Source organism: Microbulbifer sp. HZ11, assembly GCF_000708675.1.
Classification (GTDB): domain Bacteria; phylum Pseudomonadota; class Gammaproteobacteria; order Pseudomonadales; family Cellvibrionaceae; genus Microbulbifer.
Genome location: NZ_JELR01000002.1, coordinates 1,208,925 through 1,233,846, shown reverse-complemented (window position 1 = coordinate 1,233,846; position 24,922 = coordinate 1,208,925). Strand labels below are relative to the sequence as shown.

At 59.5% G+C, this 24,922-nt stretch carries 13 protein-coding genes; 12 read left to right on the top strand and 1 reads right to left on the bottom strand.

Annotated elements, in window-relative coordinates:
- Nucleotides 1-150: 150 nt before the first annotated feature.
- Nucleotides 151-6,630: an Hpt domain-containing protein gene (locus AU11_RS12725; protein ID WP_043319718.1), complete on the top strand. Its 6,480-nt coding sequence runs from the start codon at nt 151-153 to the stop codon at nt 6,628-6,630.
- A gap of 55 nt (nt 6,631-6,685) precedes the next feature.
- The gene (locus tag AU11_RS12720) at nt 6,686-7,177 is read left to right on the top strand and encodes a chemotaxis protein CheW (RefSeq protein ID WP_043319717.1); all 492 of its coding nucleotides are present in this window, start codon (nt 6,686-6,688) and stop codon (nt 7,175-7,177) included.
- A gap of 73 nt (nt 7,178-7,250) precedes the next feature.
- Here AU11_RS12720 and AU11_RS12715 read toward each other — a convergent pair whose 3' ends face one another.
- A complete protein-coding gene (locus AU11_RS12715; protein ID WP_043319716.1) occupies nt 7,251-9,941 on the bottom strand; it encodes a penicillin-binding protein 1A in 2,691 nt (896 codons plus the stop codon).
- Between the two features lie 155 nt (nt 9,942-10,096).
- Here AU11_RS12715 and AU11_RS12710 point away from each other — a divergent pair, with 155 nt between their 5' ends.
- From AU11_RS12710 to hemE, 10 genes are all read left to right on the top strand, one after another.
- The gene (locus tag AU11_RS12710) at nt 10,097-11,173 is read left to right on the top strand and encodes a pilus assembly protein PilM (protein ID WP_043319715.1); all 1,077 of its coding nucleotides are present in this window, start codon (nt 10,097-10,099) and stop codon (nt 11,171-11,173) included.
- A 3-nt stretch (nt 11,174-11,176) separates the two neighbouring features.
- On the top strand, nt 11,177-11,758 hold the full coding sequence (locus AU11_RS12705) for a PilN domain-containing protein (RefSeq protein ID WP_043319714.1): 582 nt from the start codon (nt 11,177-11,179) through the stop codon (nt 11,756-11,758).
- Between the two features lie 2 nt (nt 11,759-11,760).
- The gene (locus AU11_RS12700; RefSeq protein WP_043319713.1) at nt 11,761-12,381 is read left to right on the top strand and encodes a type 4a pilus biogenesis protein PilO; all 621 of its coding nucleotides are present in this window, start codon (nt 11,761-11,763) and stop codon (nt 12,379-12,381) included.
- Nucleotides 12,378-12,905: a pilus assembly protein PilP gene (locus AU11_RS12695; protein WP_043319712.1), complete on the top strand. Its 528-nt coding sequence runs from the start codon at nt 12,378-12,380 to the stop codon at nt 12,903-12,905. The genes AU11_RS12700 and AU11_RS12695 overlap by 4 nt, the downstream gene beginning before the upstream one ends.
- 2 nt (nt 12,906-12,907) lie before the next feature.
- The gene (pilQ, locus tag AU11_RS12690) at nt 12,908-15,130 is read left to right on the top strand and encodes a type IV pilus secretin PilQ family protein (protein WP_081848102.1); all 2,223 of its coding nucleotides are present in this window, start codon (nt 12,908-12,910) and stop codon (nt 15,128-15,130) included.
- Nucleotides 15,130-15,651 (top strand): shikimate kinase AroK, encoded by a 522-nt coding sequence (aroK, locus tag AU11_RS12685; RefSeq protein ID WP_081848185.1) that lies wholly within the window; start codon nt 15,130-15,132, stop codon nt 15,649-15,651. Before pilQ ends, aroK begins: the two co-directional genes overlap by 1 nt.
- Nucleotides 15,652-15,727: 76 nt before the next feature.
- Complete coding sequence (aroB, locus tag AU11_RS12680; protein WP_043319710.1) at nt 15,728-16,813, top strand: 3-dehydroquinate synthase; 1,086 nt, start codon at nt 15,728-15,730, stop codon at nt 16,811-16,813.
- 400 nt (nt 16,814-17,213) lie between these two features.
- A complete protein-coding gene (gene gltB / locus AU11_RS12675) occupies nt 17,214-21,665 on the top strand; it encodes a glutamate synthase large subunit (protein WP_043319709.1) in 4,452 nt (1,483 codons plus the stop codon).
- Between the two features lie 15 nt (nt 21,666-21,680).
- Nucleotides 21,681-23,099 (top strand): FAD-dependent oxidoreductase, encoded by a 1,419-nt coding sequence (locus AU11_RS12670; protein WP_043319708.1) that lies wholly within the window; start codon nt 21,681-21,683, stop codon nt 23,097-23,099.
- Nucleotides 23,100-23,635: 536 nt separating this feature from the next.
- A complete protein-coding gene (gene hemE / locus AU11_RS12665) occupies nt 23,636-24,718 on the top strand; it encodes a uroporphyrinogen decarboxylase (RefSeq protein ID WP_043319707.1) in 1,083 nt (360 codons plus the stop codon).
- The last annotated feature ends 204 nt before the right edge of the window (nt 24,719-24,922 follow it).

Below are 24,922 nucleotides of genomic sequence, written 5' to 3'. Positions count from 1 at the left end.
TATTCATAACGACAAATAGCGGGCATTCTCAACGCCTGTCGGTGAGTGGTTTACCGGCAGGTGCGTAGTGGGAATGAAAAGCAGCCCACCGGCGGCGGTCAGCGCGGTCGTGGCTCGTGGGCGGGCAAACTGAATTACTGAGGACTTGGCGTGCGTCACGACAATCCCAACTTTGTGGCCCTGGACTGGCTGATTGGTGAAATCAACGAAACGTTGGCCCAGGCGCGCCAGCAGTTGGAAACTTTTGCCTCGGATTCCTCTTCGTCGGATGCCACCAGCGGTGCCGCAGGTAATGATGCGGACAACCTGCTGAAAAACTGTCTCAACCTGATCCACCAGGTGCACGGCAGTCTGCATATGGCTGAGCTCACTGGCGCCGCCATGCTCGCCGAAGAAATGGAGCAGCTGGTTCACGCCCTCGCAAGCGGCGAAGTGGAAAACAGCGATGAAACGCGCGAATTTCTCATGCGCGCGTTGCTGGAACTCCCCCTCTACCTCGAAAAAATTGCTTTCCAGCGTCGCGATAATGCGGTGTTGTTGCTTCCCCTATTGAACGATCTGCGCGCGGTTCGCCGCGAGCGACTGATTACGGAAGGCGCTCTGTTTGCGCCGGATCTGTCTGCACTGGAACACGCCAGTGGAAATCGTCAGCCCCTGCTCGCCAACAACGCCAAGCTGCAGGAGCTGGTGGGCAAGCTGCGCAAGATGTACCACGTGGCGGCCGCCTCGCTGATTCGGGATGTAAACAGTGGTGAAAGTCTCGCTTACCTGAACAAGGTCAGCGAAAAAATGGCGCTGTTGTACAGCGGCAGCCAGCGTCAGCACCTGTGGGAAATTCTGCAGGGGCTGCTCGAGGGGATTGCCGATCATCGCGTCAATGTATTGCCCGCCTTGCGCCAGTTGCTGCGCCGTATCGATGTGGAATTCCGTCTGCTTTCTGGCCAGGGTGCGCGGGTGCTGGATGCGCGCCCGGATCGCGACCTGATTCGCAATCTGCTGTTCTATGTGTACCTGTGTGGACCCAATGGGCCGCGCACCACTGCGCTGTATCAGAAATACGCCCTCGATCAGGCGGTGCCGGGTACGCCGCGACCTGATACCGAAGATGCTCTGGCCATGGGGCCGGAAGCCATGGGCACCGCCGTCACTGCTCTGCGTGAAGAGCTTGCCAGTGTGCGCGAGTCCCTCGATCCCAGTATCAGTACCAGTGAGCGGGCGCCGCTGTCTGACACGGCGGTCGTTGCCAAGCGTATCGCCGATACCCTCGGCGTGCTTGGCCTGGAAAACCAGCGCACCCGTGCGCGCAGTATTTACGAATACCTCCGCGATGCGTCCCGCAGCGAGGCGCCGGATGACCTGCTGATGCAGGCCGCTGCCGAACTAGTTCAGCTGGACTCCGGGCTGGCCGCTGCGGCCGAACGGGATCGCAAGATCGATAGTGAATCGCCGCTGATGGGCGAAGCCACCGAGCAGGTGCTCCGTGAAGCGCGCATCGGTCTCGAGACCGTCAAGGAAGCAGTGGTCGAGTATATCGCCAGCCACTGGGATGCCGGTCACCTGTCGCAGGTACCCAAGCGATTGCAGGAAGTCTGCGGCGGCCTGGATATGGTGGGCTATCAGCGCGCCGGTGAGATTGTCGGCGCCTGCCGTAATTACATTGAAGAGCGGCTGATCAATGCCGGTGATCAGCCCGACTGGAAACTGCTGGATACCCTGGCGGACGCAGTGACCAGTGTCGAGTATTACCTCGAGCGTCGCGCCGATGGCATCGAAGATGCCGATATGCTGCTTGCATTGGCGGAAGAAAGTGTCGCGACACTGGGCTATGCGGTGGCCAATGGCGAGGGTGCGCTAGAATCGACCGCACAAGAAGAGAGCTCGCCCACTACCGCCACTGAGTTTGATACTACCGATGCTCTGGACGGCATCGAGCTGTTTGAGGAATGTGAGCAGCAGGCGCCCGTTGCAGAGGTGGAAGAAGAACAGCAGGCGCTGGACAGTTTTGAGTTTACGCTTGATCTCGATGAGGAGAGCGATAGCCCTGCTCCCATAGAGCCTGCCGATCCGCTGGCCGGTCTCTCTCTAACGGATTCCGAAAAGCCCGTTGAGGCTTCCCCTGAAGAGCCGGTTGCCGAGATAACCACTCAGCCTGTGGCGGATAGCGCTGCGGAAGAGCCCTCGCTTATCGAGGAGAGCTGGTTTGCGGAAGATGCAGCAGGTACCAGCGAAGCTGTCTCCGAAGAGCCCGCATCCCCCAGCGAAGAAATTTCGACTGCGGCGGTAACCCCAGCGGTTCTCGAGGAAGATGACGACACCAGTATCATCGACGACGAAATCGTGGAGATATTCCTCGAGGAGGCTGGCGAGGTCCTGGAGACCATCAATCACTATTTCCCGCAGTGGGCCTCGAATTTCGCTGATCGCGATGCGCTGGTGGAATTCCGTCGTGGCTTTCACACCCTCAAGGGCTCTGGCCGTATGGTCGAAGCACTGGAAGTGGGTGAGCTAGCCTGGGCGGTGGAAAATATGCTCAACCGGGTACTGGACGAAACCGTCTCTCCGGTGCGTGCGCACGTGCTGCTGATTGAGCAGGTGCTGGCGAAGTTGCCGTCGATGATCGATGGCTTCCGCACTCGCACAGGTGATCCTGACCCCGCGCGTACCGTGGAGCTGGAAGGCTGGGCGAAACAGCTTTCTCACGGCGAAGTACCCGATGCTCTCGCGCAGTCTGCGCCCGCCGAGGCCGCCGCGCCGGCGGAATATACTGCGGACGAAAGCCTGGTCGATGCAGATGACAATGCGCAGTTGTGGGAAATCTTCGCACAGGAAGCGGAAACCCACCTGGCTACCGTGGCCGAATTCCTCGCAGAGATGGACCGGCTTGCTCCCGTCTACGGTGTTCCATCGGACCCGCTGCACCGCGCCCTGCACACCCTAAAAGGCTCCGCGCATATGGCGGAAGTCACTCAGGTGGCCGAGCTGATGGCGCCGCTGGAGCGTTTTGCCAAGGAACTACGCACCTATCAGGTCGCTATCGACAGCGATATCTATGACCTGATCGCCGATGGTGCCAGCTATGTTCACGCGGTTCTCCAGCAGATCTATCGCAATGAGCCCCTGAGCGTCGAGCGCAGTGATCAGTTTCTGGCGCGCGTAGCCGAACTGCAGGAGCGCGCGGTTGGCCATCTGATCCGTGAGCGCGAGGCCAATGAACCAAAAGCGGTAGATCCTCAGCTGCTGGCGGTCATTATGGCCGACGGCATGAAAGTGCTGCTGGATGCCGACCAGATGCTGAACCAGTGGCGTGCACATCCGGGTGATAAATCCATTTTATTGCCGGTTGCGGAAGAGCTGGATGTGCTGCAGCAGGCCGCCGGTCAGGCGCAACTGCCGACGCTGCAGGAATTGTCTCAGTTGTTATTGGCGGTCTATCGCCAGGTGATTGACGGTCACCTGGAAGAGGAGCCCGCCTTGTGGGCGGCACTGGAGCAGGGCCACAACGAACTCCTGGATCTTGTGGATGCGGTCGCTGCATCTACGGATCTGCCTCAGGTCAGTGATGCCGTCGGCGAAGCCCTGCGCACACTGGCTCAGGGTGATGACAGTGTCGATGACGAAGATATCGACCTGTCCGAATACGGTATCGACAGCAGCGAGTTCAGCTTCGCCGATGTGGAAGAGGTCTCCGCGGAGCCGGTTGCCGAAGTTGCAGATGCGGGCGTCGAGGACGGCGTGCTGGCGGGTCTTGGGTTCGATGACCTGGTTGCCGAGGAGACTGCGGCGGATCAGGTTACCGCACTATCTGGCGGCGATAGCGACGGCTTTGGCGATATGGCCGGCGAGACAGAGCAGACAGCGCCTGCGGTTTCAGAGCCCGCGGAAGAAATCGCCCCTGGCATCAATGCAGAAGTGGACGACGAGCCGGAGCTCACCGTCGAATGGCTGGAGGCAGAGCTCTCCGCCACCAATACCGTTAGCGAGGAGGCAGAACTGGCGCCCGCAATGCCAGCTGTCGAATCGGCCACAAATATCGAGACCGTCGCCCCGGCGCCTGAAGAGCCTGCGCAGCACCGCGAGGCGCCAGCTGCCACCCCAGTGGCTGCCGGCGCCCCTGTGACATTGTCTGACGATGACATCAGCGATGTGCAGCGTGCACTGCTCGCGGACATCGACCCGGATGTGGTCGAGGTGTTCCTGGAAGAGGCGGTGGACCTGATCGACGAGCTGGAAGAGCTGATCCAGAACTGGGAGCAGGCGCCCGATGACCATGCCATGCCCGAGGCGCTGAAACGCGTGCTGCACACCTTCAAGGGTGGTGCGCGTATGGCGGCTCTGATGGGCCTGGGTGAGGTGGCACACCGCTTTGAAACCGATATCGAAAACATGCAGAGCGGAAGCGCTCCGTCGAGTTCCTTCTTCGCCGATGCTCACGGTATTTACGACCGCATGGCTGCAGGTGTCGAAACCGTGCGCGCCTGGATGGGCGGTGATGAATTGCCGGCCTTCTGTGCATTACTGGAAACTCAGTGGGCGGATGTGGCGGCAACCGACGTAAGTGCGCCCGCAGATTCGACACCGGCGACAGAAGGGATTGCTCTCGATATGCCTGTGGTCGAGGAGATTGTACAGGCCGACGTGGAAGCGCAGCCGCCCGCGCCGACCGAGCCGGAGCCCCAAGCGCCTGCGGAAGTTATCCCCGCTGCCGACAACAGTAATGTTCTGCCGTTTATACGCAAGGGAAAAAACGTTTCCGACCGCGACGGCGGCCAGCCGCGCAATCAGCCCCAGGAAATGGTCCGGGTTGCATCGGAGTTGCTGGAAGAGCTGGTAAACCTGGCCGGTGAGACCTCGATTTCCCGTGGTCGACTGGAAGAGCAGGTGAGTGAATTCGGACTGGCGCTGGACGAGATGGACTCTACCCTGTCCCGTCTGAACGAGCAGTTGCGCCGTCTCGACAAGGAAACCGAAGCACAGATCCAGTTCCGCCAGGAACAGCTGGCGGAACAGGATGTGGACTTTGACCCGCTGGAGATGGACCGCTATTCGTCTTTCCAGCAGCTGTCCCGCTCCCTGCTGGAGTCCACATCGGACTTGCTGGAGCTGCGACAGACTCTGGGCAATAAGGCTCGGGATACCGAAACATTGTTGCTGCAGCAATCGCGGGTAAATACCGAGCTGCAGGAAGGCCTGATGCGCAGCCGCATGGTTCCTTTCTCCCGACTGGTGCCGCGACTGCGCCGTATCGTGCGTCAGGTCAGTGCGGAGCTTGGCAAGCAGGTGGACCTGGTGTTCTCCAACGTGGAGGGCGAACTGGATCGCTCCATGCTGGAGCGCATGGTTGCGCCGTTGGAGCATATGCTGCGGAATGCGGTGGACCACGGTATTGAGTCCCCGGAAAAACGTCGCGAAGCGGGTAAACCCGAGCGTGGCCGCATCGCCGTGGCTGTGGCGCGGGAAGGCAGTGAGGTAGTACTGACCATCAGTGATGATGGTGCCGGTATCAACCTGATGCGCGTACGCGAGAAGGCCATCGAAAGCGGCTTGATGCGCCCGGACGCGGAACTGTCCAACAGCGAAATTATGCAGTTTATTCTGCAGGCGGGCTTCAGTACCGCCGACCAGGTAACGCAGATTTCCGGTCGTGGTGTGGGAATGGACGTGGTATCTGCGGAGATCAAGCAGATCGGCGGCTCCGTCTCCATTGATTCCCAGGCCGGTGCGGGTACGGAATTTGTGGTGCGTCTGCCATTCACGGTGTCGGTAAACCGCGCGTTGATGGTGCGGGTGGGAGACGATCTGTTCGCCCTGCCACTGAATACCATTGAGGGTATTGTGCGCCTGAGCCCGTTCGAGCTGGAGCACTATTACCGCTCCCCGGAAGCACGTTTTGAATACGCCGGCGAGCCCTATCAGGTGAACTACTTCGGCAGCCTGCTGCAGTCTTCGGCCCAGCCACGACTGGCGGTGGAGGATATGCAGATGCCGGTGCTGCTGGTGCGCTCCGACAATACGGCGATGGCACTTCAGGTGGATGCCATCATGGGCAGTCGCGAGATCGTAGTGAAGAGCCTCGGGCCCCAGTTTGCGACGGTACAGGGGGTCTCCGGTGCTACGGTTACCGGTGACGGTACGGTGGTTGTGATCCTGGATGCCCACGCATTGCTGCGCAAACACTCGGCGCTGCTGGCGCGTCCAGAAACGCCATTGCTGCAGGAGATGCCGGAGGTCAGCACGCGCGAGGAACCGGAAGCCCAGAAACTGGTTATGGTGGTGGATGATTCGGTTACCGTACGCAAGGTGACTACGCGCTTCCTCGAGCGGGAAGGTTTCCGCGTGATCACCGCCAAAGATGGTCAGGACGCCATTATCCAGCTGCAGGACGTGATTCCGGATGTGATGCTGCTGGACATCGAAATGCCGCGCATGGACGGCTTCGAGGTGGCGCGGAATATTCGCTCCAGTAGCCGGCTGCGGGATATCCCGATCATCATGATCACCTCACGAACCGGTAAGAAGCACCGCGATCACGCGCTGTCGCTCGGGGTCAACCACTACCTCGGTAAGCCCTACCAGGAAGAGGTATTGCTGGAAGCCATCCATGATTTCACCCTCGCGGAGTCAGACGCGTGATGGCAATGGGTAACAACAACATCGAGACGCCAGCAAGCGGCGGAGAGCACACAGCATGAGCGGAAATGGCATAGAAGCCCTGCCAACCACCGAAATGCCCCAGGAAGTCAGCAGTCTGCTGTTGCCACTGGCCGACGGCCAGCTGCTGGTGCCGGTGGATACTCTGTCGGAAATTATCGCGCTGCAAAGCCCGGTTTCGGCATTTGACGCGCCGGACTGGTATATGGGGGAGTTGCACTGGCGCGAGTTGCGTCTGCCACTGGTTTCTTTTGAGGTGATGCGTGGTAACGCCATGCCGACTCTGCGCAGTAACTGCCGTATCGCGGTACTGAGCAGTGGCAATCCCGATGGTGATCTGCCGTTTTTTGCGGTTGTGCTTCAGGGGACGCCAAGACTGGTGCGGGTGACACCTGAAGAGCTTGCCGGTCGTGAAGGCGCATGCGCCATGGGTGAATTGATGCACGTGGCCCTGTCCGGGGAGGCGGCGGTGATCCCGGATCTGGGGACCATGGAAGAGGCCTGTCTCGCGTACCGCAGCTCCCGCTGACCACGGCCCCAAACACCATAAACAAAAACGCCGCCCTCAGGGGCGGCGTTTTTGTTTATGGGACAACGCTGAATTAGAACAGCTCTTCCGGCAGAGATTCCTGCGCCTGCTCATTGCTGCTGTCCGGCGTATCCGGGCTGTCGGAGTAGATCGATGGATAGTTGCTGTAGGTCTCGCGGCCGGGTACCCGATCGGCGCGGAAAATCTCAAAAATACCACCGCGGGAAGTGCGCAACCCGGTGCGCGGGTTGATGCGCATGGTCACTATGCCGTCCGGTTGTGGCAGGTGGCGCTCCGGCAAGCCGTCCAGGGCGACGGTCATAAAGTCGATCCAGATCGGTAGCGCCGCGGTGCCGCCATATTCATTGCGTCCGAGGGGGGTGTTGGCATCAAAGCCGACCCACGCACTGGTGGCCAGGTGCGGACTGTAGCCGGAGAACCAGGAGTCGCGAGGGCCATTGGTGGTACCGGTCTTACCGGCGATATCACCCCGGTTCATCGCCAGCGCCTTGCGGCCGGTGCCGCGCTTGACCACGTCTTTCAGCATGGAATCCATGATAAAGGCGGTTTCCGCAGACATGGCGCGGGGCGCGCGCGGGCGCGCCTGCTCGTCGGCACTGAGGGGGGCTACGGGCAGAGTGCGTAGCTCCAGTGGCTCTTCTTCATGGGCGTTGGCAACGGCTTCATGCTGCACCGACTGCAGGTCAATGGGTTCTGGCGCCGGGCCGCGGTCCTCGCCCATCTCCGGGCAGTCCCGGCAAACGGTCAACGGTAGTGCCTGATAGACCGTATCCCCGTGTACGTCCAGAACCTGATCCAGCAGGTAGGGCTCCACTCGGAAGCCGCCATTGGCGAAGGCGGCGTAGCCACGCACCATTTCCAGCGGTGTCAGTGCGGAGCTGCCGAGAGCGATAGACAGGTTGCGTGCCAGTTTAGCGCGCTCGAAACCGAAGCCTTCGGCGAATGCCAGTGCACGATCCAGCCCGAGGGACTGCAGCAGGCGAATCGAGACCATGTTGCGCGACATATACAGCGCCTTGCGCAGGCGGGTCGGGCCGAGGAAGGTGCCGCCATCGTTTTCCGGGCGCCACACATCTTCCAGGTTGGTCTGCTCGAAGATAATCGGGGCATCATTGATGATACTGGCGGCGGTATAACCGTTCTCAAGCGCCGCCGAGTAGATGAACGGCTTAAAGCTGGAGCCCGGTTGGCGCGCGGCCTGGGTCACACGATTGAAGTGGCTTTGACGGAAATCGTAGCCCCCCACCAGCGCGCGAATGGCACCGTCTTCCGGCTCCAGGGATACCAGCGCACCCTGCGCCTCTGGGACCTGGGCGAGGTGCCACTCTTCCCGCGCCTGGGGCTGCTCCTGTGCCTCTTCCTCGTCAAGGCCTTCTGGACTGGAGAACGGGTCTTCGGTCACCTCGGTGTTTGCCAGCTGGTCTGCGGCGGATGCCAGCTCGGCCTCGCGGGCAGACTTCTGTTCTTCTGCCACCTGCTCCGCACTGATCAGTACCCGGCGCAGGCGCACTACGTCACCGGGTGCGAACATCTCGTCGGCGGACTTGAGGCGCGCGCCGCGGGCATTCTCGGAAATATAGGGGCGGATACTGCTAAGCCCATTCTCCCAGGGAATCTCGACCACCCGGCGGTCACGCAGCTGCACCCTGAGGCTTTGTGGGTTTACCGCGGTCACCACCGCTGGTTGCAGGCCGCCGAGTACCGGGATTTCCTGCAGCAGGTCCACCAGCTGATCGTTGTCCGCCAACAGCTCCGTATCCAGGCGCTGCTCCGGACCGCGATAACCGTGGCGGCCATCGTAGGTTTCGAGGCCGTGTTGCAGGGCTTTGCGGGCTGCGTCCTGTAACTTGCTGTCGACGGTGGTAATGACCTGATAGCCGTCGGTGTAGGCGGCATCGCCAAACAGGTCCACCGCCTCCTTGCGCGCCATTTCAGCCACATAGGGGGCGCTGAGGTCCAGGTCGCGGCCATGATAGCGGGCGGTGACCGGTGCGGTAATCGAGTTCTTATATTCGTCCTGGTCGATGTGACCCAGGTCCAGCATGCGTTTCAGAATCCAGTTGCGACGCACCAGCGCCCGGGATGGATTGGCGATCGGATTGTAGGTGGAAGGTGCCTTGGGGAGGCCCGCCATCATTGCCCATTGGGCAAGGTTCAGCTCGTTGATGTCCTTGCCGTAATAGACGTGAGCGGCCGCCTGGAAGCCGTAGGCGCGATTACCGAGGAAGATTTTGTTGATGTAGAGGGCGAGAATTTCGTCTTTGCTGAGTTCCTGCTCTATCTGCAGGGACAGTAGAATCTCGTTGAACTTGCGGATAAAGCGCTGTTCGCGGCTCAAAAAGAAATTTCGCGCCACCTGCATGGTCAGCGTACTGCCGCCGGACTGGATTGAGCCACTGGCCACCAGCTGACGTACCGCGCGCATCAGACCTTTGATGGAAACCCCGCTGTGGGAGTAGAAGCCATCGTCCTCCGCGGCCAGAATGGCCTTGATGAACATGTCCGGAGTCTGTTCGATGGTGATGGGGCTTCGGCGCTTCTCGCCGAATTCGCCGATAAGCTTCATGTCCCGCGAATAGATCCGCAGCGGGGTCTGCAGGCGGATATCGCGCAGACTCTCGACCGAGGGCAGGCCCGGTTTCAGGTACAGGTAGATGCTGGAAAACGCCATGGCACCGGCGGCGGCGCCGGCCAGAGCCAGCCACAGCAGAGACAGCAGGCGGTTGCGGGCTTTTTCGGTCATTGAAATGCTTCTGTATACGTCTTGATCAAAATTATCGGCACTGTTCGACAATTATACGAATAATGTGCACTGATACCTATGCAAAAGGCGGTTGCGACGGTAATTTAAAGTGCTATACCATCAAACCTCCATAACCCACGGAAAAGATAAGAAAAATGGGGATGCTCCCTTTTCTCAACAAGGGCCCGAAAGCCATGCTTGGGCTCGATATTAGCTCCACCTCGGTCAAGTTGCTCGAACTGAGTCGCAGTGGCGAAAAATACCGCGTGGAAAGCTATGCAACCGAGCCTCTGCCACCCAATGCGGTGGTGGATAAAAATATCAATGACGTGGGAGCGATTGCCGAGGCGATACGCAAGGTGGTTCGCCGGTCCAAGACTCGGCTGCGTCAGGCGGCGGTGGCGGTTTCCGGCTCTGCGGTCATCACCAAGACCCTGGATATGCCTGCGGACCTCTCTGACGATGCGCTGGAAGCCCAGATCGCGCTGGAGGCGGATCAGTACATCCCCTACCCGCTGGATGAGGTCAACCTGGACTTTGAAGTGCAGGGGCCGTCCGAAAAGGGTGAGGGGCAAGTTGAGGTGTTGCTGGCAGCCTGCCGCAGTGAGAATGTGGAGCAGCGCATCTCTGCGCTGACGGAAGCGGATCTGCAACCGGGGGTCGTTGACGTAGAGGCCTACGCTATCGAGCGCGCCTATACCCTGCTGGATAACCAGTTCCCCGCCCAGGAGCAGCTGGTGGTTGCGGTCATCGATATCGGCGCCACCATGAGTGCTCTCTCCGTGATGGTAGATGGGCGCACGGTCTACACCCGCGAGCAGCTGTTCGGTGGCCGCCAGCTTACCGACGAGATCCAGCGCCGCTACGGCCTGTCCGCTGAAGAAGCCACACTGGCCAAGCGTCAGGGTGGCAGCGGTCTGCCGGACGACTACTACCCGGAAGTGCTCGAGCCCTTCCGCGATGCGGTGGTTCAGCAGGTGACCCGTTCGCTGCAATTTTTCTATTCCTCAACCTCCTATAGCGACGTCGATTACATCCTGTTGGGTGGCGGCGTTGCCGCGATGGAGGGGCTCGCCGAGCTGGTGGGCGAAAAGCTAAACAAGCCCACGCTGGTAGCCAATCCCTTCCGGGATATGAGTGTCGCATCCCGGGTCAACCGTCAGGCGCTGGCGAGTGAAGCGCCGTCGCTGATGATCGCCGCCGGCCTCGCCATGCGCGAAAGGGAGTTCTGATCAATGGCAAAAATTAACCTACTCCCCTGGCGCCAGGAATTCCGGGCACAGAAGCAGAAAGAGTTTCAGCAGGTTGCGGTGCTTGTGGTGATCGCTGCCGGCTTCTCGGTATTTATGTGGATGAAGACGGTGGATGCGCAGATTGCCAATCAGAATGAGCGCAATCAGCTGCTGAATACCGAGATCACTGCGTTGAACAAACAGGTCCGCGAGATCAAGGATCTGAAGAAGCGTCGTCAGGAGCTGATCGACCGCATGCGCGTGATTCAGGAGCTGCAGGGCAACCGTCCGCTGGCGGTGCGCTACTTCGATGAGATGGTTCGCGCTGCGCCGGAGGGGCTGTGGTTGACCAGCCTCAAGCGTTCCGGCCGCACCCTGCAGATCTCCGGCGTTGCGGAATCCAATAACCGGGTTTCCTCGTTTATGCGCAGCCTGGACCAGTCAGAGTGGTTTCAGTCACCGAACCTCACCGGTGTGACAGCCAAGCCTGAATTTGGTGAGCAGGCCAGCGCATTTGAAATGACGGTCAGTGTCAGCGGCCGCAAAAAAGAAGAGGGCGCTGACGGCGCCAATAGTGGAGCGTAATCGTGGCGCTTGAAGATACTCTCAAACAGCTCAATGAGCTGGATATCAACGATATCGATTTCTCCCGGGTCGGTGTCTGGCCGCTTGCCGGGCGAATCGCATTGCTGGTTATTATTGCTGCGGCGCTTATTGGCGGTGGCTATTTTTTCATGATCAAAGATCGCTACGGTCAGCTGGACTTTGCCGCAAATAAAGAGCGTGAGCTGTTTGCCCAGTTCGAGCGCAAGTCTTTTGAGGCGGCCAACCTGGACGCCTATCGCGAACAGCTGGCGGAAATGGAAGAGACTTTCGGGGCACTGCTCAAGCAGCTGCCCAAGGACACTGAAGTGCCCGGTCTGCTGGAAGATATCGACGAATTCGGCCGCGGTAGCGGCCTTACCATCCAGAAGGTGGCGCTGGAAGGGGAGCAGGTAGGTGAGTTCTACGTGGAGCTGCCCATCCGCATTGAGGTGCAGGGCGGTTATCACGAGTTCGGTGCGTTTATTTCCGGTATTGCGGGGATGCCGCGGATCGTGACTCTGCACGATTTTGATATCAACACCAGTAAGGATGGCAAGGCGCTACTGAATATGGTGGTGAACGCCAAAACCTATCGCTATAAGGATCAGGGAGAAGAAGGATGAAAAAATACTTCGCTCTGACCGCGGCACTGCTGGCGATGACCGGCTGTAGTCTGGATGGTAGTCACAGTGATCTGCGTCAGAAGATGGCGGCGGTGAAGCACAAGCCCAAGGGGCAGATCGAGCCGATTCCCACATTTACTCCTTACAGCCCCTATGTATACAGCGCGGCCGCCATGCGCAGCCCGTTCATCCGTCCGGTTCTGGAGGCGGATCAGCGTCTTGTGGGGCGCAAGCTGGATGTGGCACCGGATATGAATCGGCAGAAAGAACTGCTGGAACGATACTCGTTTGATGCATTGTCTATGGTTGGTACCCTCTCGCGGGGCGGACAGCTTTGGGCGCTGGTGAATGATGGCGACGGGGGGATCCATCGCATCACCATCGGCAACTATATGGGTAAAAATCACGGGCGTGTGGTCAACGCCTCATCGTCACAACTTGATGTATTGGAAATTGTGCCGGACGGCACCGGCGGCTGGATAGAACGGCCGCGGGCTCTGACTTTGGAAGACAAGGACAACTAAAAATGATCACCAAGCAACTCGCCAGTGTATTGGCATGGGGAGCCAATAGGCTGCCGCGCGCGAAAGCGTTGCTGCTGGGCCTGATGATTCTGCCCCTGGCTGCGCCGTCTCTGGCAAGCCAATTGAATGACATCCAGTTCTCCGAGCTGCCGGGAAGCCGTCTGCAGCTGCGCCTCACGTTCAGTGATGTGCCTCCGGAGCCCACCGGCTACACCATTGAACAGCCCGCGCGTATCGTGATGGATTTTGCCGGCGTCGAGAGTGTACTGCCGCAGAAAAAATACAGCATGGATATCGGCGCCGCGCGCAGTGCGGTGATTGTGTCCGGTGAGGACCGTACGCGCCTCATCCTGAACCTGGACGAGCTGCCGGTGTACACCAGTGAGCGCGTTGGCAATCAGGTGGTGCTGGAGGTGGGTGCCGATACTGCGACTACCGCAGCGGTTACCACCGCGCCGGTACATAGCAGCACCAATATCGGCGGCAATGCCCAGTTCAAGCCTGCGGGCAATGTGGGTATCGACAACGTGGACTTCCGTCGCGGCGAGGGTGGCGAAGGCAAGGTCATCGTCAGTCTGAGCGATCCGGCGGTGAACATCGATGTTGAGCGCACCCGCGGCAAGATTGTGTTGACCTTTCTTGGCGCCGAGTTGCCGCCATCCCTGCGCCAGCGTCTGGATGTAACCGACTTCGCTACGCCGGTGAATGCCATCAGCGTCGATTACGACGGTCGCAATACCGTAATCACCGTAGACCCTCACGATGGCGAGTACGATTATCTCGCCTATCAGGCAGACACCGAGTACGTTCTGAGCGTCAAGCCTCTCACTGTGGCACAGGTGCGCGAGAAGCAGAAAGAATTCGCGTTTACCGGCGAGAAGCTGTCCTTGAATTTTCAGGACATCGAAGTGCGTTCGGTGCTGCAGTTGATCGCAGACTTTACCGATCTCAATCTGGTAGCCAGTGATACCGTGCAGGGCCGTATTACTCTGCGTCTGGACGGCGTCCCCTGGGACCAGGCTCTGGAGCTGATCCTGAAGGCCAAAGGGCTGGATAAGCGTCAGGAGGGTAACGTGATCATGGTGGCACCGGCGGCAGAGATTGCCGAGCGCGAGCGCCGTGAGCTGGAAACCCGTAAACAGCTGGAAGAACTGGCGCCGCTGCGCACCGAGTATATCCAGATCCGTTATGCGGATGCCCGTGAGCTGTTTACCCTGTTTGCCGGTAATCAGGGCGGCCAGGGTGGCGGCTTTGGACAGGGCAGCTTTGCTGGCGGTCAGGAGCAGCAGGACGGGCGCAGCATCCTGTCATCCCGCGGCAGCGCTATTGTCGATGAGCGCACTAATACCATTATCCTGACTGACACCGAAGAGAAAATTGCCCAGTTCCGCGACCTGATCGGCGCCATCGATATTCCGATTCGCCAGGTAATGATCGAGGCACGCATCGTGACCGCGAATACCGATTTCGAGAAGAGCCTCGGGGTGCGCTGGAGCTACCTGGAAGATCACAATATCAGCGATGATTCGATCGGTATTGGTTCCGGTTCAATGCTGCCGGGAATTTCTGATGGCGACGGCAATGGTCCGGACCTGTCTGCGCCGGAAACCTCCCATGATCCCATGTTGGTGGATCTGGGCCTGAGCAACCCGGCCGGCAGCGTCGCTTATGCCATCCTCAAGGAAGACTTCCTGCTGGGTCTGGAGTTGTCTGCACTGGAAGATGTGGGCAAAGCGGAAATCGTGTCCCAGCCCAAGGTGGTCACCGGGGACAAGCAGGAAGCGAGCATTCGCTCCGGTGTGGAAATTCCCTACCTGGAAGCGACGTCCTCCGGTGCGGCATCTGTGACCTTTAAAGAAGCGGTGTTGCTGCTGAACGTGACCCCGCAGATCACGCCGGATGACAATATCATCATGAATCTGAATATCGACCAGAACAGTGTCGGTGAGTTGTTCACCAACGTGATTACTGGGGCGCAGATTCCGGCAATCAATGTGAACTCGCTACAGACCAAAGTCTTGGTCGCTAACGGTGAAACCATCGTGCTCGGTGGTATTTTCGAGGCGCAAGCCATCGAAGGTGAGGTGAAGGTGCCAGTGCTTGGTGATATTCCCTTCCTGGGCCACCTGTTCAAAACCACCACCAAGCAGGAAGACAAGCGCGAACTGCTGATCTTTATCACCCCGCGCATCATGCAGGACGAGTTCCTCTCCTTCAGCAAGTGATTACCCAACCCATCTTCCTTGTCGGTCCCATGGGGGCCGGCAAGTCCACTATCGGCAAATTACTGGCAGCCCAACTCGGGCTGCCTTTTGCCGATTCGGATAAAGTACTTGAAGACCGCACCGGCGCCGATATTCCCTGGATCTTTGATGTGGAAGGGGAGGCCGGTTTCCGCCGTCGTGAGAGCGAGGTTTTGGCGGATCTGTGCAATGGCGAAACGCAGGTGGTCGCCACCGGTGGTGGTATAGTCCTGATGCCGGAAAACCGGGCGCTGCTGAAAGGGCAGGGCTTCGTGGTGTATCTGCGGGCCAGTCTTGATCAGCTGGTGGAGCGCACTTCCAAAAACAGCAACCGCCCGTTACTGCAAGTGGATGATCCGCGGGCCAAGCTCGCCGAAATTCTCAAGCAGCGCGAGGCGTTTTACGCGGAAGTTGCGGATCTGGTATGTGATACCGACCACTGCACCCCCAAGCAAGCTGCGCAAATGGTCGCGGACCGCTTGCAGGGCGAAGCCCCCGGTTGACCCCGGTTTTCCGACTCGAATTCTTCTTGCTTCTAGAATTCCCTTATTTTTATTCCGTGCACGTTAGGGAGTAACCATGCACCGTCTGAATGTCGACCTGGGCGAGCGCAGCTATCCGATTCTGATTGGTTCCGCGCTGTTGGATAACCCGTCTTATTTTGAGCAGGCCATTCGCGGCAAACAGGTACTCGTCGTCACCAACGAGACCATTGCGCCGCTGTATCTGGAAAAAATACTCGAGGGGCTGAGGAGGTTTGGCAAGGTCGATTCGGTCCAGCTACCCGATGGTGAGGCATTCAAGACTCTGGATACCCTGAACCGGGTGTTTGATACCCTGCTGGAAAAGCGCCACGATCGCTCCACCACAATTGTTGCCCTCGGCGGCGGTGTGGTTGGCGATATGAGCGGTTTTGCTGCCGCCTGCTACCAGCGCGGTGTGGATTTCGTGCAGGTGCCTACTACCCTGTTGTCCCAGGTGGATTCGTCGGTGGGAGGCAAGACCGGTGTCAATCACCCGCTCGGCAAAAATATGATCGGTGCTTTCTATCAGCCGCAGCTGGTGCTGATCGATATTGATACCCTGAATACGCTCCCCGATCGCGAACTTTCAGCCGGCATCGCCGAGGTCATCAAATACGGCATGATCTGCGATAAGCCATTTTTCCAGTGGCTGGAACAGAATATGCACAAGTTATTGGCGCGGGATCCGGAAGCGCTCGCTTACGCGGTGAAGCGAAGCTGTGAGGACAAGGCGGCAGTGGTCGCCGAAGATGAGCGCGAATCCGGCCGCCGTGCCATTCTCAATTTCGGTCATACCTTCGGTCACGCCATTGAAGCGGTTCAGGGCTACGGCAAATGGTTGCACGGCGAGGCGGTGGCCGCCGGTATGGTGATGGCTGCGGAGCTGTCGCGCCTGCGGGGCTGGATTGGTGAAGATGAGGTTTTACGCCTGCGCACCCTGCTAACTCAGGCGAATTTGCCGCAACAATCTCCTGAGGATATGGCTGTCGACGACTATCTGACGGCAATGTCTGTGGATAAAAAGGTGCAGGATGGCAAATTACGCTTGGTACTACTTCACGGGCTGGGTGATGCGCAGATTATCGACGATACGCCCAAAGAGCAGCTGATGGAGGCTTTGCGCGCCTGCGGCGCTCGGTGACAGTTTTGTAGTTTTACTACCAACCTGAGGATTCTTTGACGATAAGTGGTCGCAAAAGAAGATAAATCGGTTAAACCTGCTGCCAACAGCGAAAAAAACTGGCGAATCTTGCAATTGCAGGGGGGCGCGAGTAATATTGCGCGCCCCCTCGGTGAAAGCCGGGAATAGGAGCCGATAACAACAAACGCAGGCTTGCAATGTGCAGGCGACCCCAAGCCCCTCACGCGGGCTTTTTTTGTCATTGGGGAACACAAATCTCAGTGAAATCTGCGGCACCTTTGGCTCGAGAGTAGATAAATATACCCCCAGGGGCAGTCTATGGACTGTGAACTGATGGCCACTGTGAATTATCCAGGGCCGTCAGGGCGTAGGGGGTAGCGATAACACTTTGAGGAATTCTATGGGTAGCGGTCTGTATCGATTGGATGAGTTCAAAGATAACTGTGGCTTTGGACTCATCGCCCACCTGAAGGGCCAAACCAGTCACAAGTTACTGCAGACAGCGATCGAATCGCTGACCTGTATGACTCACCGCGGTGGTATTGCCGCCGATGGCAAAACCGGTGACGGCTGCGGCCTTCTGCTGCAGAAGCCGGACAGCTTTTTGCGCACTGTGGCCAAGGAGCAGTTTGGCCAGGACCTGACCGACCTGTACGCGGTTGGCTCTATCATGTTGCCGCTGGACGAGGCGGAAGCCGCCGGCGCCCGAAACATTCTCGAGTCAGCGGTGCATGAACAGGGGCTGCGCGTGGCGGGTTGGCGTGTCGTGCCCACCAATGAAGATTGCCTGGGCCCTATTGCCAAGGAGTCACTGCCACGTTTCGAGCACCTGCTGATCAACAACGCAGAGACTGCACTGGAGCAGCAGCAGTTCAATGCGCGCCTGTTTGTTGCTCGCCGTAAAGCCGAACAGCAGCTCACCGACGCCACTTATATCGGCAGCCTTTCCACATCCGTACTTTCCTATAAAGGCCTGATGATGCCGGCGGACCTGCCGGCGTTTTTCCCGGATCTGGCAGACCCGCGCCTGGAAACCGCCATCTGTGTATTCCACCAGCGCTTCTCCACCAACACCATGCCGCGCTGGCCACTGGCGCAGCCATTCCGCATGCTTGCGCACAACGGTGAGATCAACACCATTACCGGCAACCGCAACTGGTCTGTGGCGCGTACCAACAAATTCATTACCGAGCTGGTGCCGGAGCTGTCCGAGCTGACACCGCTGGTGAACCGCGTGGGTTCCGACTCCTCCAGCCTGGATAATATGCTGGAACTGCTCACCGTGGGTGGCATCGATATGCACCGCGCCATCCGCATGCTGGTTCCGCCGGCGTGGCAGAACGTGGACACTATGGACTCGGATCTGCGTGCCTTCTATGAATACAACTCCATGCATATGGAGCCCTGGGATGGCCCCGCCGGCCTGGTACTGACCGACGGCCGCCACGCTGTGTGTACCCTGGACCGCAACGGCCTGCGTCCGTCCCGCTGGGTGATTACCAAAGACGATTTCATCACCGTTGCTTCCGAGGTGGGTACTTATCAGTACGACCCCGCGGACGTGGTTGCCAAGGGCCGTCTCGGTCCGGGCCAGATCTTGTCTGTAGATACCCTGAAAGGTGAACTGCGCCACACCGCCGAGGTGGATGGCGAGCTGAAAAAAGCCCAGCCTTATAAAAAGTGGCTGAAGGAAAAGGCCCGCCGTATTCGTTCCACTCTGGTCACGGCGCCGGTGGACAACAATTTTTCTTTCGAGCAGTTCAAGGTTTACCAGAAGCTGTTCAGCTCCTCTCTGGAAGAGCGCGACCAGGTGATACGCCCGCTGGCGGAAGCCGGTCAGGAAGCCGTGGGTTCCATGGGCGACGATACGCCGATGGCGGTGCTGTCCGAGGGTAACCGCTGCCTGTACGACTACTTCCGTCAGCAGTTTGCACAGGTGACCAACCCGCCCATCGACCCGCTGCGGGAAACTATCGTCATGTCCCTGGAAACCTGCCTGGGCCGTGAAAAATCCGTATTTGAGGAGACCGTCGAACACGCCGACCGCGTGATTCTGTCCTCCCCGGTACTGTCGCACATGAAGTACACCGCGCTGCTGGATCTCGGCCGCGAGGAGTTCACCGCGAAAGTATTCGACCTGAATTACGATCCCGCGCAGCTGGACCTGAAGAGCGCCATCGAAAAGCTGTGCAGCGATGTCGCGGATTCCGTGCGCAAAGACGGTACCGTGATCGTGGTGCTGTCGGACCGTGAAATCGAAGAGGGCAAACTGCCCATCGACGCGCTGATGGCCACCGGTGCGGTGCACCACCACCTGGTGCACAACGGTCTGCGCTGTGACTCGAATATCGTGGTGGATACCGCCACCGCGCGCGACTCGCACCAGCTGGCGTGCCTGATCGGCGTGGGCGCCACTGCGGTACACCCGTATTTCTCCTACAGCATCATCAATCACCTAATCGAAACCGGTGAGCTGCTGCTGGACGCCGCCACCGCGCAGAAGAATTACCGCAACGGCATTATCAAGGGCCTGCTGAAGATCCTGTCGAAGATGGGTATCTCCACCATCGCCTCCTACCGCGGTGCGCTGTTGTACGAACTGGTGGGCCTGTCCCAGGACGTGATCGACCTGTGCTTCCCGGAAGCGCCCGCCCGGGTTCTGGGTGCGGGCTTTAAAGAACTGGAAGACGATATGCGCGCGCGCGCGCAGCTTGCGTGGAAACCGCGCAAGAAGGTTTCCCCCGGCGGTCTGCACAAATTTGTATACGGCCAGGAATACCACGCGTTCAACCCGGACGTGGTCAAGGCGCTGCAGGAAGCGGTGCGCACTGGCGATTACGGTGCCTGGCGCGACTACGCGACCCTGATCAACCAGCGCCCGGTGGCCACCCTGCGCGACCTGCTGGGTCTGAAAAAAGACGTACAGCCGATTCCTTTGGAAGAAGTGGAGCCCGCGGAAAATATCCTGCGCCGCTTCGACTCCGCTGCCATGTCCCTCGGCGCTCTGTCGCCGGAAGCCCACGAGGCATTGGCCCAAGCCATGAACCGACTGGGTGGCCGCTCCAACAGCGGTGAAGGTGGTGAGGACCCGGTGCGTTTCGGTACCGACAAGGTATCCAAGATCAAGCAGATCGCCTCCGGCCGTTTTGGGGTGACCCCGCACTATCTGGTAAATGCCGAGGTGTTGCAGATCAAGGTTGCCCAGGGTGCCAAGCCCGGTGAAGGCGGCCAGCTGCCCGGCGGCAAGGTGAACGAACTGATCGCGCGCCTGCGCTACTCCGTGCCTGGCGTGACCCTGATCTCGCCACCGCCGCACCACGATATCTACTCCATTGAGGATCTGGCGCAGCTGATCTACGACCTGAAACAGGTTAATCCGGATGCGCTGGTGTCGGTGAAACTGGTATCCCGTCCCGGTGTCGGCACCATTGCCGCGGGTGTGGCCAAGGCCTACGCGGACCTGATCACCATCTCCGGTTACGACGGCGGTACCGCGGCGAGCCCGATTACCTCCATCCGCTATGCCGGTTCCCCCTGGGAGCTGGGCCTGGCGGAAACCCACCAGACCCTGCGGGCCAACGACCTGCGCGGCAATGTACGGGTGCAGACCGACGGTGGTCTGAAGTCTGGTCTGGATGTGGTCAAGGCGGCCATGCTGGGTGCCGAGAGCTTCGGTTTCGGCACCGCGCCCATGGTGGCGCTGGGCTGTAAATACCTACGCATCTGTCACCTGAATAACTGCGCCACCGGCGTCGCCACCCAGAACAAGGACCTGCGCGACGAGCACTACATCGGCACCGTGGAAATGGCGATGAACTTCTTCAAGTTCGTGGCCGAGGAAACCCGCGAGTGGATGGCGAGCCTGGGTGTGCGCACCATGGACGAACTGGTGGGCCGCGTGGACCTGCTGGAGACTCTGGAAGGCCGCACTGCCAAGCAGAAGACTCTGGACCTGTCGCCGCTGCTGCATACCGATGCGCTGCTCGACAGCAAGCCCCAGACCTGCCAGCAGGCCAAGAACGAGCCCTGGGACAAAGGTCTGCTTGCGGAGCGCATGGTGAAAGAAACGCTACCGGCGATCGAAAACCTGGCCGGTGGCGAGTTCAGCTTCAAGCTGACCAACTGCGACCGCTCCATTGGCGCGCGCCTGTCCGGGGAGATCGCCAAGCGCCACGGTAATCAGGGCATGGCGGATGCGCCGATCAAGCTGCGCCTCACCGGCGTTGCCGGTCAGTCCTTCGGTGTGTGGAACGCCGGTGGTCTGGAAATGTATCTGGAAGGCGACGCCAACGACTATGTGGGCAAGGGTATGGCCGGCGGCAAGCTGGTGATCCGTCCGCCTCAGGGTAGCGAATTCGCTTCTCAGGAAACCAGTATCGTCGGCAACACCTGTCTGTACGGTGCTACCGGTGGCAAGCTGTTCGCCTCCGGCTGTGCAGGCGAGCGTTTCGGCGTGCGCAACTCCGGCGCCTTCGCGGTGGTCGAGGGTGCGGGTGATCACTGCTGTGAATATATGACCGGCGGCATGATCGCGGTACTGGGCAAGACCGGCGTCAACTTCGGTGCCGGTATGACCGGTGGCTTTGCCTACGTGCTGGATATGGATCGGGACTTCTTCGACAAGTGCAACCACGAGCTGATCGAGCTGCGCCGTATCAGCAGTGAGGCCCTGGAGGAGTACCAGAGCCACCTGCGCGAGGTGATTGAAGAGTTCGTCGCCGAGACCGGCAGTGCCTGGGGTGAGGAGTTGCTGGACAACTTCGACGACTACCTCAACAAATTCTGGTTGGTGAAGCCGAAGGCTGCCAGCCTCGCCGGACTGCTGTCCGATGTACGCAAGCGCGGCGAATAAGGGGGATATTTACTTATGTCACAGCGTCTCAACAACGATTTCCAGTTTGTCGACGTGGGCCGAGTGGACCCCGCCAAGAAAGACATCATCACGCGTACCAACCAGTTCGTGGAGATCTACCAGCCGTACACCCAGAAGCAGGTGGCCAGCCAGGCGCACCGCTGCCTGGATTGCGGTAACCCTTACTGCGAATGGAAGTGCCCGGTACACAACTACATTCCGAACTGGCTGCGCCTGATCAGCGAAGGCAACATCATGGAAGCGGCGGAGTTGAGTCACCAGACCAACTCCCTGCCGGAAGTGTGCGGTCGCGTATGCCCGCAGGATCGCCTGTGTGAAGGGGCCTGTACCCTGAACGACGGTTTCGGTGCGGTGACCATCGGCAACGCCGAGAAATACATCACCGATACCGCCTTCGCCCTGGGCTGGCGCCCGGACCTGAGCGCGGTGAAGAAGACCGACAAACGCGTCGCCGTGGTCGGCGCCGGCCCCGCGGGCCTGGCCTGTGCGGACGTGCTGGTGCGCAATGGTGTACAGCCGGTGGTATTCGACAAGTACCCGGAAATCGGCGGCCTGCTGACCTTCGGTATTCCGGAGTTCAAACTGGAAAAATCCGTGATGCAGCAGCGTCGCGCGATCTTTACCGAGATGGGCGTGGAGTTCTGTCTGGAAACCGAGATCGGCAAGGACATCACCTTTGACCAGCTGATGGCCGACTACGATGCGGTGTTCCTGGCGATGGGTACCTACAACTACATGAAAGGTGGGTTCCCGGGTGAAGACCTGCCGGGAGTGTACGATGCACTGCCGTTCCTGGTGGCCAATGTGAATCGCAACTTGGGCTTTGAGAAGAGCCCGGAAGATTTCATTTCGGTGGAAGACAAGCGCGTTGTGGTCCTCGGTGGTGGTGATACCGCGATGGACTGTAACCGTACCTCCATCCGGCAGGGCGCCAAGCGCGTGACTTGTGCTTACCGCCGTGACGAGGAGAACATGCCGGGTTCCCGCCGCGAGGTGGCGAATGCGAAGGAAGAGGGCGTACGCTTCCTGTTCAATCGCCAGCCGGTTGAGATTGTCGGTGACGGCAAGGTGGAAGGCGTTAAGGTGGTAACCACCAAGCTCGGCGAGCCCGATGAAAACGGCCGTCGCCGCCCGGAAGTGGTACCCGGCTCCGAGGAAATCATCCCCGCAGATATCGTACTGGTAGCCTTCGGTTTCCGCCCGAGCCCTGCTGAGTGGTTCGGTGACCACAATATCGAAGTGGCCGACTGGGGTGGCGTTGTTGCGCCTGAGAAGCAGGAATACAAATTCCAGACTTCCAACGAAAAAGTCTTTGCCGGTGGCGATATGGTTCGTGGCTCTGACCTCGTTGTTACTGCTATCTGGGAAGGCCGCCAGGCTGCTGAAGGTATTCTCGACTTCCTCGAGGTTTAATCTCCTCGTTTATTTTGCCTCCGTGGTACCGCTAGCTGGCTCAGTGGCGGTACTGCTGCCGGTAAACGTTTGCCAGACTCGAGCTAGGCGCCCCCCAGATAACCCATCCATGGGGGCTCTTCTAAAACGTCCCTGTTTTAGAAGGTCTGGCAAACGTTTACCGGCATCAGCGCCTTCTCATCGTATTTCAGTGCTGAGCCGGAACCTCGGACGGGGTTCTCCATGGTTCCGGACTTCTCATCGGCCTGATGCGCAGGCTTTGATAGCGGGTGCACCTACGCGGGACCGTCTGCGGCCTGGACGGCCGCAGCCGAGCCCCCTGGGAAGGGTTCACGGCGTGTCCCGCGTAGGTGCACCCGGTAGCAAAGCCGCCACCGTCCTGCCCAAGTGGGTACCACGGATGCCCAAAACCGGGGCCAAAATACAGATCCATAGCTCGCCCCAATCAACCACATAAATCCTGAGTCAGGCGAGTCTCTGTCCTAATAGAGACCTCGAGAGTACAATGGCCGGCCATTTACCCAGCCCTTGTGATCATGTCTGATACCCAGTTCGCCCCCCTTCAAAACGACCGTTTCCTCCGCGCCTTACTGCGCCAGCCCGTCGATCGCACACCCATGTGGATGATGCGTCAGGCCGGTCGCTACCTGCCCGAATACCGTGCCACCCGCGCCAAGGCCGGCAGCTTTATGGACCTGTGCCGCAATACCGAACTGGCCTGCGAAGTGACCCTGCAACCGCTGGAGCGCTACCCCCTGGATGCTGCCATCCTCTTCTCCGACATCCTCACCATCCCCGACGCCATGGGCCTCGGGCTGTACTTTGAGGAAGGCGAAGGCCCCAAATTCAAAAAGCCCGTGCGCACCAGTGCCGATATCGCTGCCTTGCAAGTGGTGAATACTGCCAAGGACCTGAGTTACGTCACCGACGCCGTCACCACCATTCGCCGGGAGCTGAACGGCCGGGTGCCCCTGATCGGTTTTTCCGGCAGTCCCTGGACTCTGGCCACTTACATGATTGAGGGGGGCTCCAGCCGGGATTTCGCCCGCGCCAAAGAGATGCTCTACAACCGCCCGCAGGATATGCACCAGCTGCTCACCGTCCTGGCAGACTCGGTGATTGATTACCTGAACGCTCAGATCCGTGCCGGTGCCCAGGCGGTGCAGATCTTCGATACCTGGGGAGGGGCATTGAGCCACAGTGCTTACAAAGAGTTCTCGCTGGATTACATGGCCCGCATTGTGCAGGGCCTGACCAAGGAGCACGATGGCCGCCAGGTGCCGGTTATCCTGTTTACCAAAGGTGGTGGGCAATGGCTGGAGGCGATGGCGGATACCGGCGCTACCGCGCTCGGTCTGGACTGGACCACGGATATCAGCAAGGCCCGCGCCCGGGTCGGTGATAAGGTGGCGCTGCAGGGCAATATGGATCCGTCCATCCTGCTGGCGAGCCCCGAGCGGATTCGCGAAGAAGTAAAAACCATTCTCGCGGCGTACGGCAAGGGCAGCGGACATATCTTCAATCTCGGCCACGGGGTTACCCCGAAGGTCGACCCCGCCCATGCCGGTGCCATGTTTGATGCGGTGGTGGAGTTTTCCGGGCAGTATCACAGCGAATAATCCCCGGCGAAAAAGGTCTATTCAGGGGGGGGCGAATATCCGGGCGTTGAATGTGGCGCCAGAAGAGGCGCCTGATCGAATAAAGTTCCCCACTGGCTGCTATTTGTTCAGCGGTGCGTGATGCGTGTCACAATTAAAGTGTCTACTGGGGAGTAGACTTGTGTGACAATTCACCCCGCCCGGGCTTTACTGGGTGGGGTAGGG